This is a genomic window from Cellulosilyticum sp. ST5 (assembly GCF_046529625.1).
Taxonomy (GTDB): domain Bacteria; phylum Bacillota; class Clostridia; order Lachnospirales; family Cellulosilyticaceae; genus Cellulosilyticum; species Cellulosilyticum lentocellum.
Genome location: NZ_CP132338.1, coordinates 4,761,680 through 4,774,831 on the forward strand (window position 1 = coordinate 4,761,680; position 13,152 = coordinate 4,774,831).

The 13,152-nt window shown below is 33.9% G+C and carries 4 protein-coding genes; all 4 read left to right on the forward strand.

What is annotated here, in order from left to right; translation table 11 throughout:
* Positions 1–73 precede the first annotated feature (73 nt).
* The 4 genes from QTL86_RS22755 (at position 74) to QTL86_RS22770 (ending at position 13,145) form a co-directional block, all read left to right on the forward strand.
* Positions 74–976 carry a stalk domain-containing protein gene (locus QTL86_RS22755; RefSeq protein WP_127067732.1) on the forward strand — a complete coding sequence of 301 codons (903 nt, stop codon included), beginning with the start codon at positions 74–76 and terminating at the stop codon, positions 974–976.
* A gap of 52 nt (positions 977–1,028) precedes the next feature.
* A complete protein-coding gene (locus QTL86_RS22760; RefSeq protein ID WP_410496119.1) occupies positions 1,029–11,177 on the forward strand; it encodes a PKD domain-containing protein in 10,149 nt (3,382 codons plus the stop codon).
* A gap of 21 nt (positions 11,178–11,198) precedes the next feature.
* The gene (locus QTL86_RS22765; protein WP_013658360.1) at positions 11,199–11,555 is read left to right on the forward strand and encodes a hypothetical protein; all 357 of its coding nucleotides are present in this window, start codon (positions 11,199–11,201) and stop codon (positions 11,553–11,555) included.
* A gap of 852 nt (positions 11,556–12,407) precedes the next feature.
* Positions 12,408–13,145, forward strand: a complete 738-nt coding sequence (locus tag QTL86_RS22770; protein ID WP_127067730.1) for a stalk domain-containing protein — start codon at positions 12,408–12,410, stop codon at positions 13,143–13,145.
* Positions 13,146–13,152: the final 7 nt, after the last annotated feature.

Here is a 13,152-nt window from a genome sequence, read left to right on the forward strand (position 1 = left end):
ATTTGATGAAAATATTGGATTTAAGACAAAAATATGATAAAATATTTAGAAAATACTTGCAAAAGGGGAAAATATGAAAAAGCATTGGGGAGTTTTCTTATTAAGTGTCTATTGTATGGGGATACTAGTACAAGCAGAAACATATACATATGATGATTTGAATCGTCTTACAAAAGTTACATATGAGTCTGGGGTTGTAATAGAATACACATATGATCAAGCGGGCAATATTATAGGGGTTACTACTACAGGGGGAACTAAAAAAGAGGATAGTAATAGCGGAAATAATGGAAACCAAGGTAATAACAATGAAGGTAGTGGGAATAGCGGAAACCAGGGAAATAACAACGGAAATAATGAGGGGAATGGAAACCAGGGTAATAACAATGGAGGTAGTGGGAATAGCGAGAACCAAGGTAATAACAACGGAAATAGTGGGGGGAGTGGAAACCAAGGTAATAACAATGGGAATAGCGGAGGCCAGAGTAATGGCAATGGAAATAATGGGGGTAATGGAAACCAAGGTAATAACAACGGAAATAGTGGGAACAGTGGAAACCAGAATAATAATAACGAAAACAATGGAAATGGTCCCAAGTATACTAAACTACTCTTTACATTAAAAAATAAAGTATTAGAAATTGATGATCAGAAGATAGAGATGGATGCTTCTGTGTTTGTATCAAAAAATAATCGTTTAATGGTTCCTATTAGATACATTACTTATGTACTTAATATTTCACCTGATCAAATTATATGGGATAAGAATAATAAGCAAGCAGTCATTCAAGGAGAAAAGCAGATTAAAATAGGCATCAATAAAGATTACATGCTTGTAAATGGGGAACAGGTGAAGCTTAGTGAGAAAGCTCAAGTTATAGATGGCAGGACGTATTTGCCTATTGGAGATATATGTAGGGCCTTTGAATTGAAGTACAGTTGGGATAATACATTAAAACAACTACTTATTTATTAGAAAAACTAGATAGGGTTTAAAAATAAGATAATGAATTATAAGGGGAAAAATAATGAAAATGCAAAAAAGAGTAATTTGTATCATGCTAACTATTATCTTACTTTTACAATATACTTATGGAGAAAAGACTATTGATATAACAAATAATGATATTGGTATAAAAGCAACACAGGGGGATGTTACAACTACCACAGCATCTGCATTACAGATAAATCAATTAAGTGAGTATATACCTAAATTAGGTATCCAAGTTAACTTTAATGCTCCAGGATGGAATGTGTTTGATGATGATAATAAAAATATCTGGTATGAAAATATGGATGATTGGCATAATGGTGACCATGGAAATTTCTTAAATGGAGGAACACATAATTCAAGAACAGGCAAGGAGGGGAGAGCGAGGTTTAATTTTATAGGATCTCAATTTATACTTGCTGTACAGAGCCATTATGGCAGAAATCAAGGGGTTCAAGTTATTATTGATGGAGAACTGGTTGATACTATTCCATATGTGGGAAACTATGGATGGGGACATACAATATATTATATTTGCCCCCAGTTATTCAGTGGTGAACATTCAGTAGAACTAAATATGCCAGCAAGCAATACTTATATGATGCTTGATATTATACAAGTTAATGAAAACGGTACAATTAAGCCGTATGAATTAATAAATAAGGATAAGTATTACTATGAAAGCTCAGATGAAAGTAATGAAAATGTATATAATGCTATTGTAAATAAAAAGGAGCAGATAGATGCTTTAGGAATTGAAGAGATAAATATTACATGGTCAACAAATTATTATAAGTATGAGGAACCATGGTCTATTCTAACAGAAGATTCACAAGGAGCATTTTTTACAACATTTGCCAGTATTGATTATGTAAAAGATGGAAGTCCAAGACATGAAAATTTTGCTGTATGGAATGAGGGATATTGGAAAAAAGGAAATAGTGTAGAGGGAGAAAATGGGGACTTTATTAGTGCATGGGCAGGTGGAGATGTTATATCAAGGGCTATTAGTCGCCCGAACTCTTATTTTATTCCTAAAGAAACAGATGAATTTAGCATCTATAGTATTTTGCCGGAAATTATAAATATTAAGTTTAATAGTGAAGGGATAATTAACTATAAACGAGGAACTAAGGTTAATGAACCTTTACCGGTAACTACATTATTAATAAAAGAGCAGAAAGATTATAGTATTAAGTTACAGTGGTATAAGCCATATACGAATCTTCCAATAGAAAGCTATAAGATATATCGAAATGGTGTAGAAATAGAGGAAACTCAAGAAAACACCTTTAAAGATACTAATATTGATTATCAGACCCTCTATAATTATACAGTTGCTGCAATTTATGAAGGGGAGATACAATCTGAAAATGGTAATCAAGTAAATACCATTATTATGGAACCCTATATTTCACAAGTGACTCCAACTAATCAAAGTACTATTGGTGGTGATAGTGTAAACTTTAAGATAAATTATATGACTAATAATAGTTTAGAGGAATGCAATTTAAAAGTGGAATATACTAATGAGAGTGAGTATTATAGTATTCCAGAGGAAAATATCAAGGGGAGCCAGATAGAAGGAGGTATTAGCTATAGTGCTATATGGGATTTAGAGGATATTATAAGTGGGAATTATGTAGTTAGAATAAGCATGGAAGATGAAAGAGGTATTCACATACTTAAAGAATTAAACTATGTAGTTGATACGACAAAACCTTCTCAAGTAATCAGCTTAAAAGCTGAACCGGGAGAAAAACAAATTGAAATTAGTTGGCAAGAAATTGATGATGATAGTATTGCTTATTATGAAATACATAGATCAGAAGTAAGAGATGGAGTATATACTAAGTTAGCTACAATTGAAACGGGAAAGGCTAATAGTTATTTGGATAAGGCTATAGAAGCAGAGAAAGAATATTACTATAAATTATATACTAAAACACGGTTTGGCATTATAGGAGAAGCAAGTGAATCTATAATGGCTATAGCTTTGAAAGATACAACTCCACCAGAGGTAATAGGGATAGTCCCTTCTAATAAAAGTAAAATAGGAAAAGAAGTTGTTGTTACTGTAAGAACACAGGATAATATCGGTATTAAAAGTACTACCTTACAATATTTAAATGAAGAAGGCAAATGGATAGAGATCGATACAGTTTCTAATCAATCAGAAGCTATATTTAGTTTCACAAATCCGAAAAAGGAAGGTACTTTAACTATTAAGGCAATTGCTACAGATACTTCTGATAACACTAATATAGAAGAAGTTATAAGAACATATACGATTGTTGCGCCTAATTGTCAAACAATTACCTTTAATACAGTAGAAACTTCAAGTACACAAATGATGTTAAAATGGGATAAACTTGATATTGAGGATTTCGAAAAATTTATAGTTTATTTAAAAAATCCGCAAGATGGAAGTCTTATTACTAGTATTGAGACGGGCAATGTATTAGGAACTAATATAAGTAATTTAGTGCCACAAACAGATTATCTTGTACAAGTTATAGGATACGACATATGGAAAAATGAAGCAGGTATATCAGAAGAACTTTGTATACGCACGACTAATGATGGTGAAATACCTTGTATCACAGCAATTTCTCCAAGTTCTAGTAGATTGAATAAAGAAGTAAACATTTCTATACAGGCAGAAGATAATCATGCATTACAGAATATTATCTTTCAGTATTCTTTAGATTGTTTAAACTGGCAAGAGTTTGCTAGTACAAATATTAATAATGAAAAAAAGGCTCAAGCTAGTGCTACACTATCCCTACTAAGTTTTAATGAAGGAAGTATATTTATAAGAGGGATTGCTGTAGATAATGAAGGAAATAGGAGTATAGAGAATGAACAGGCGTCATTTGTAGAATATGTTGTAGATCGTACAGCGCCACAGGTGCCACTAGGGCTAAAGGTGGAAGAAGATGTTGAAGGAATAGTATTAACTTGGTTGCAAGGTCAAGAAGAAGATATAGTAGGCTACGATGTCTATAAATATGATGAGAGAGAAGCTACATATAAGCAAGTAGCTGCTAATTTACAAGCGCTTTATTATAGAGAACCAGATAAAAAACCTAAACAGAATTATAAGTATAAAATCAACTGTATAGATAGCGCAGGAAATCGTAGTGAATTTTCAAAGGAAGTAGAAATAATAGCTTCTAATGATATTCAGGCACCGACTATTACAAGTATTGCACCAAGTAACAATGCTAAAATAGCTATTAATCCAACTATAAGTGTAGCTATATATGATAATTATAAGTTGGGGCAGGTGGTATTAGACTATCAAAAGCAAGGAGAACTGGAATGGAATAATATCGACACCATAGCGACTGATGAAAAATCAGGTATATTTGAATTTAAGTGGGAAACAGATAAACTTGAAAGTGGTATTTATAATCTACGTTGTTATGCAATAGATTCAACAGGAAATAGAAGTATAGATATGAAGGTATCGTATGAGTTAAATACAGGGAAGTTGCCAGCACCAACGATAAGTGGACAGCCAGGACCATGGCAGGTACAACTTAATTGGAAAGTAGAGCAAGATGCCCATTTAATTCGAAGCTATAAAATATATAGAAAAGAAGGGCTAAATGGAGATTTTACATTAATCGTTCAAACTGAGCAAGTTGAATATATAGATAAAATGATTTCGCCCAAAAAAGCCTACACGTATAAAATAACGGCTAGGGATATTTATGGTAGAGAGAGCAATAGTAATGAAATAACAGTTATTCCACTAGCTCAAGACCCCTATGCACCAACAGCTAGACTAGGATATAGTATGGCAGCAATGACAGGAAGAGCAGTGGTATTTGATGCTTCGTTATCAAGTGATAATGATGAGATTGTGAGTTATAAATGGGACTTTGGTGATGGTAAACAAGGAGCAGGAATAGCTCCGAAACATGTATTTGAAGAAGAAGGTGTCTATGAAACTAGGTTAACCGTACAAGATGCTTATGGTAATACAGATTCAGCAAGTATAAATGTCTATGTTTATTCAGCACATTTAACAGGAGAAATTCGTTTAAAAGTGTTAGATCAAGAAACAGGACTACCTATTCCGAATGCTTTAGTATATGTTGATGCACCCAGTATCAGATCAGAAGATTTAATTATCTTACGAGCAGATCAATCAGGAATGGTATCTATTTACCAAAGAGATGGAAACTATAATATTGCTGCCTATGCTACTAATTACTTACCTAAAGAAGTGAATATGAAGGTAGCGAGAGGAAGAGTAAGTGAACAAACGATTCGTTTACCGAAAGGTGAGCCTATTATTGGAGATATCCAAGTTCATAAAATGACCATGGAAGAAATGCAAGAGGCAGGTATAGATCTTTCAAATCCAGACAATCAACACTCTTTTAGTTTTAATATTCATTTAACATTTCAAGAATTAGATTTACCTATTATTTGTAATTCAAAAGGAGAAATAATATATCATGGTAGTACTAATGAGAGTGGAGGAGGAGGTGGCGCTGATGCTAGTAATTATGTAGTAGGTCCCCTAAGAAATTATTCCGGAAATGCTAGTACTTCAACATATATACAAGCTATACCGGCCCCCGAGGGGAGTAATGAGCCACCAGCTATTTCTACTATTACAGTACCTCAGAAAATAAGTTGGCTAAAAGAATTCTTTAATGTGTCTGTAACTGTGCAAAATGTGTGTGATTCACAATTTGTAGTTCAAGATTCTACTATAGAAATTCAATTACCGCCAGGACTCTCTCTAGTTCAAATGCTAGGTGGTAACAAAAGTGTAGTAGATGACCAAGGAAATCAAATGGCAGAAGTAAAACTAGATGACTTAGCAGGGGGCGAAAAAGCAGAATATAGCTGGTTTGTAAGAGGAGATAGTCCCGGTGAATATAATATTGATGTTAATTATAATGGTATGCTCATGCCATTCAGAAAGAAGATTAGCGCAATATTTAGAACATCTGAACCTGTAACTGTGTCTAAGCCAGGAGGACTAGCAGTTAACGTACAAGTAGAAGATGCAGCATATACCGGTGTACCCTATTATGTTTATTTCCAAATTATTAATACTAGCTCAGAGCCTATTTATAATTTACAATGGATGACCGGAACTGAGCAATCAAGTGCCATTGGAACGTATTGTATGGGAGGTTATTTAGACTGGGCAGGTGAGAACGATAGATCTAATCAAGTAGGAAAAGAATATGATGAATTTTCAAGCCAAGAAGGCGAGAAAATGAAGATAGATAAAGTCCATATCCCAGATTTAGATATTCATGATTTTGCTAATATAGAAGGTATTGAAGAGAGTGATAAAGCTATAACTGTAGAAGTACTTGAACCTGGAGAAAGTATATATTTAGTATACAATAATAGTATAGGTGCACCAGATGGAAAATATAATAAGCTTATTGAGGCCTATGTAACTTCTCAGTCCATGGACATTCCGGTAAGTATTTCTGTTATTCCAGCACATAATCCACAATACCGCATAGCAGAGCCAGAATTAGTGGAAGACCCAGTTAACGTTGTTACAGGAGGACAAGAGACTACAAAAACACTAATGGCGCTTCAAGGTTTAGGACAAGTTACTTTCGAAGCTTATTATTCATCATTAACGCCAGAAGAACAGGGAGAAGACGAAACACCTGAACAAATGGGGCCAGGGTGGTACCATAACTATGAAATGAAGTTAGAACAAATCGAAGGCAATACAAAGGTATTAGTACTTCACTTGTCACCGGTTAATGTACTTTTTCTTTTTGATAAGAGTGGAAATGGTATATATACCTCTAATTCACCAGACTTAAAAGATGTACAGTGTGTCAAGTCAGGAGAACAGTATATTTATACAGATGTTAATAAACAGGAATTTACCTTTAATAATAAAGGTAGACTCACCAGTATTCAACCTAAGGGTGGAAGTATTTTAGACTTAAGCTACAAAGATGACGTTCTTTCTTCTGTATCTGAAAGAAATAGCAATATTAGATTAACCTTTAATTATGATGGACAAACACTTTTAAGAAGTGTAACAGACCAAGTAGGCAGAATAGTTCAGTTTGATTATAATTCTGACCGTCAGCTAGTAAGTATGACAGATATGAATGGAAAGACTGAAACTTATACTTATACAGGTAAATATCACATTCATACAATGACCAATGCAGAGGGCATTACCTATTTGACGAATACTTATGATGAAAAAGGAAGGGTACTTATTCAAGATGATGCTAGGTCAGGTAATGAACTTGCTACTTTTACTTATGATGATAAAAGCTTCTGGAGATATATAGTAACAGTAAAAAATAGACTAGGTCATAATAAAACTTATGTTTATAATCGAGATGGCCTTCTCATTATGGAAACAGAAGAAGTAAGTGAAGCAAGAACAAAGGTAAGAACATTAACTTATGATAGCAAAGGTAATCAGGTATCTGACACCAATGGAGATGTTGAAGTAACCTATGAGTATAATGGGAATAATCAGGTTACTAAAATAACTGATCCAGAAAATACAGTTACATATATGGCTTATGATGGCAATGGAAATGTAACCAGTATTGTTAATGAAGAAGGAGAAGCTTCTTACTTTACCTATAATGAAAACAATCAAATATTAACCATGAGGGAACCGTCTGGTAAAGTGACTCAATATGAATATGATGAGTACAGCCGGATTTTATCAGAAGAGGTAGTAGGCTTAGGAAAAATCAAATATGATTACAAAAATGGTTTATTAACAAGTGTTACTGACTCTAGAGGTAATGCGAATCATATGACATATGATGAAGCTGGTAGGCTTAAAACAACTACGGATAGAGAAGGTAATACAACTACTTATGAATATGACCATAAAGGAAACCTATTAAGTCTTACAGATGCATTAGGTTATAAAACTTCCTATACCTATGACAGCAGAGGTAATCAGCTCACTATAACAGGTAGTAAAGGGAACACCGCACACTTTGAATATGATGGTAATAATAATCTGGTTAAAGCCATAGATTGTGAAGGAAATACAATCCACTATATTTATGATGGCAATGATAGACTCATTAAAACTATTTATCCCGATGGTTCTTTTGAATTAAAAGAATATAATTATATAGGAGATCTCATTAAAACCGTAGATACAAAAGGTGCGATAACTGTTTTCCACTATGACACAAGAGGCAGCTTAGATGCAATGACTTTACCAGATGGTGAAAAAGTTATTTATGGCTATTTTAAAAACACAAAATTAAGGACTATGGACACCGTAGGAAAAGGCAGCACCAAATACAGCTATGATAAAGCTTGGAATTTAACAGGTAAGGAAGATGCAGAAGGTCATCTAACACAATACGGCTATGATCAAGCAGGTAATTTGATTTGGAGTAAGGATGGAGAAGGCAACACTAGATCTTATGCTTATGATAATTGGGGACGCCTTGTAAATGAAACTGATGCAAGAGGGTATATGACAAGCTATGCCTATGATTTAAATGATAACTTAACGACAGTAACAGATGCATTAGGTAATGTAACGACCTACACTTATGACAAAGAAGATAGGGTAGTAGCTATTACAGATGCAAATGGCAACACAACTACCTTTAAGTATGATGCTTTAGGACGTTTAATAAGTGCTACTGATTCCTTAGGTCGCACTGTGAGAAGAGAATATGATGAATATGGTAATCTCATCAGTGACTTTGATGCTGCTGGGGTTAGATTGTTTACTAATACTTATGATAGCTTGAATAATCTTGTAAGTACCACAGATGCATTAGGATATACTACTAGCAATGTTTACAATCAATTAAATCAAGTGATAGAGGTAGTAGATGCTTTAAATCGTACCACTAAAATAACCTATGATCAGACAGGCAACGTAAGTCAGGTAGAAGATCCTGAAAAAGGCATTTCTAAGGCCATTTATACCTTAGGTGGAAAATTGAAGTCCTATTCAGATCCAGGAGGTGGTGGCTATACTTATACCTATAATCAGTCAGGACAAATGGTAAAAGAGACCACTAGTCTTGGATATAGCCATAGTTATACGTATAATAATATAGATCAACTTAAAAGTAGTACTAATGGTAGAGGGCAAAATACAACCTATGCTTATGATAAAGCAGGCAGAATCACTTCTTTTACAGATGAAGTAGGTAAAGTTAGCTATAGATATGATGCTAATGGCAATGTCCTTCAAGTATTAGATGAGAAAAATAGTATTCAAAGAGAATATGATGCTTTGAATCGTGTCATCAAATATATAGAAGCTAATGGTATGGCTATTAGGTATGAGTATGATGCAGTAGGAAATGTCACCAAAGTGATTTACTCCAATAATAAGGAAGTTAAATATCGCTATAATGCAGTGAATCAAGTAACAGAAGTTGAGGACTGGGCAGGTAGAAAAACCAAGTATAGTTATGATATTAATGGCAGACTAGAAAAAACGATAAGATCAGATGGCAGTGTTCAAATCAATCAGTATGATGCTCTAGGTCAGCTTGTTGGCATTATTGATAAAACGGGTACAGGACAAGTCATTAATAGCTATAGTTACACTTATGATGGAGCAGGCAATATTGTAGAAGAAACCAAAGCACAAGGAGGTGTAAAAGCCTCAGCAGTTGTTTCAGAAACAGTAGCCATGACTTATGATAAAGATAATAGGTTAAGCACTTATAATGGTAAGAAAGTTATTTATGATCAAGATGGTAACTTGACGTATGGTCCACTAAATGGTAAATGGGTAGAATTTGAATATGATGCTAGAAATAGGCTGATTCGAGCAGGAGACACCATCTATGAATATGATGGTGAAAACAATCGTATTGCTGTTATTGAAGAGGGTAAACGAACAGCTTATGTAGTGGATAGCAACTATGAACTGCCTAGGACCATTGCACAAATAGAAGAGGGTGAACCTGTTACATGGTACATCTATGGCAAAGGTTTATTGGCCCAGGAGCAAGGAGATCATTATTTCATTTATCACTTTGATAATAGAGGTAGCACTACAGCACTTACAAATAGTAAAGGCGAAGTAACAGACAGATTTAGTTACACAGCATATGGTGAATTAGTAGATCATCAAGGAAGTAATGATGTTATCTTTAAATACAATGGACGCTCAGGTGTCATAACAGACAGTAATGGTTTATACTATATGTGTACCCGATACTACAATCCAGATATCAAGCGTTTTATGAATACGGATGTAATAGTAGGTAATGTTTTAGATGGCAGAAGCTTAAATCGTCATGCGTACGTTAATGGTAATCCAATCAACTATAGCGACCCCTTTGGACTAAGCCCAGAAAAAGAAGAAGATGAAGGCATTAATGAGGTCTGGTTAGATGTAGCAGGCTTTATGCCAGTACTTGGAGATATAATAGATGCTGTTAATGCAGTTAATTATTTAAAGGAAGGGGAGTACGGAAAAGCAGCATTCTACTTAGGATGTGTTTTTGGTGCGGACCTAATCTTTAAAGGTGTAAAATACTTAGGCAAAGGCTTAAAAACAGCAGGAAAACTCATATCAGATGTGCTTGGTAAAGTTGGTGCTAAATCTGGTAAAGAGATAGCAAAACAGCTAGCAGAAAAAACAAGCTTTAAAATAGTGGGTTCGGTTACAGAAAATACGGCAGAAAGAACAGTAAGAGAAGCCGGACAGCAAGCAACAGAAAGAAACATAAGAGAAGTAGCACAAACGGCAACAGAGCGAAATATTAAAGAAGCAGTAGAAGATACTGTTGTAGAACAGACGAAAAATGTTAAGTATAAATTAGATTTACAGTTCTTTGCTGATAAGGGTGGCAGATATTCAGGAACTGGTAAGTATGGGGATGTTGGGGGCCATCATGTACATGCAAAGGCTGGTTTTAAAGGAGCTTCTAAATATGACCCTAATGTAGGGTTTTCTATAAGCCAAGATTTTATGGAACGAAATGGACTGAATCATCAAAAGATGACATCAAAACAACGTGAGTTATTTAAAGAGTTATATGAAAGCGGTAGACCCAACACATTGGATGAACATACAAGGATTGCTCGAGAGGCTTTAAAAGCAGGTGGCGCAGGTGATAGTCTTATAAATGACTTGCTAGAAGATTCATTATCAAATTTAGCTGGACAAGGTGTAAAGCAACCAACTAGAATACCATGGTATTCAAAATAATAAAAGAATGGAGATTTAGGTATGAGTGATGTGTTAAGTAGGTTTGGAGAAATATTAATAAGTGATGTTAGAGATAGGACTATACGCAGTTATGATATGAGAATAAATGGTAAAATGAAAGATGAAAGTTCTCAAAAATTATATTCTGAAGTTGAACAGTTAGACATTACACAACGCCAGTTGATAGAAAGAATTGTTCCTCAAATTGTAGATTTAAGTATTCATAATATGCTATGTATGTTAGAAGAGCATTCAAATATTGATATGCAAATTGAGGGAGAAAGTATTTCTGAAATAAGTGATGGGTTGTCTGGAGAATTGTATACTGAAGATGGGTGGATACAACGGTTCTCAAATCAACGATACGAAGAAATTTGATTTAATTATGATTATACTTTAGGACTCACTAATCAACTCTCGTCTCTGTAAATTAATCGAAATGGCGCTCACCGAAGGTAATGTAACCCATAAAGATTAATTAAAAGACTTTAGTGTGAAATTTCCCATCTAGGTATACTTTCGGTCAGAATGGAAAATGAAAAGTTAATATTAAGTTCTAAAACGCTAATATAAACTCACTCTTAGCAACTATGAAAAAAGTTGCGAAAGGGTGTGTTTTATTATGCAAACTAAGAAAGTGAATTCAGGTGCCGTTTAATTTAAATATAATGGGCGATCAGGTGTTATAACAGATGCCAATGGTTTATACTATATGTGTACCCGATACTACAATCCAGATATTAAGCGTTTTATGAATGCAGATGCAGTAGTAGGTAATGTATTAGATGGTAGAAGCTTAAATCGTTAGGCATACGTTAATGGTAATCCAATCAGCTATGATCCCTTTGTTTGAAGTCTAGGAAAAAAAGACGAAGGTACTGGTTATAGTTGATAAAAAGAGAAAAATATTGAGGATAGATAAAGGAGAATTATTCATTTACCGGTAGACTCGCTGAAAGTATTCTTTTTTTACTATCAAAAATGTAGACGCTAAAAAATGCAGAAAATCTGTGGTTTAAGTATAGCCTGTATTATTTGTGGTAGTGAATTATAAGTCATAGCATTATTCATAAAAGATATAAAAATCAGCTCTCGCATTAGCAGATTAAAATCAGCTAATGCGAGAGCTCTTTTAAATTTGACGGAATAAAATATTTAAAATTAAAATAATTGAATAAATATTTAAAATATATTAAAATTATTTTATATTTGGTAATTTTGGGAGGGAATATGAAGAAGAAGAGAGTAATAATATGGCTAATGATTTTTTTACTTATGGGTAATAGTATTTATGCAGCAGAGTATTTTTATGATGATCTTAATAGGTTAGTACGGGTAGAGTATGAGAGTGGTATTTGTATTGAATATGAATATGATAATGCAGGAAATATATGTAAAATCACAACTACAGGTGCAGATGAGTCAAATGAGGGAGAAGAGAAAGAGCCTGAAGAAGGGGAAAAGGAAGATAAGGGGGATGAAAAAGATTCCGAGGATAAGCAGAATGAGAATCATACTGAGAGTGATAAAACAAATAGTGGAGTAAAGAATGATACAGCAGGAAGAGAAAAAGAAAGTGTTACTACAAATCAAGTAATCTTAACATTAAATAGCAATATAGCTGTATATAATGGACAAACTATAGAGATGGATGCAACAGTAATGATTTCAAAAAGTAATAGATTACTAGTACCTGTAAGATATTTGGCATATGCACTTAATATATCACCAGAGCAGATTAAATGGCATGCAAAAACAAAAGAAGTAGAGATTCTAGGAAGTAAGAGAATTGTTATAGGCATAGGAAAAACATATATGCTAGTTAATGGTATAGAGGTACCATTATTAGAAAAGGCACAGATTATTAATGGAAGAACTTATTTACCAATAGGGGATATATGTAGGGCATTTGAAGTGAGTTATAGCTGGGACAATAATACGAAACAGCTAAGTATTGTAAGTAAATAGAGGTTAT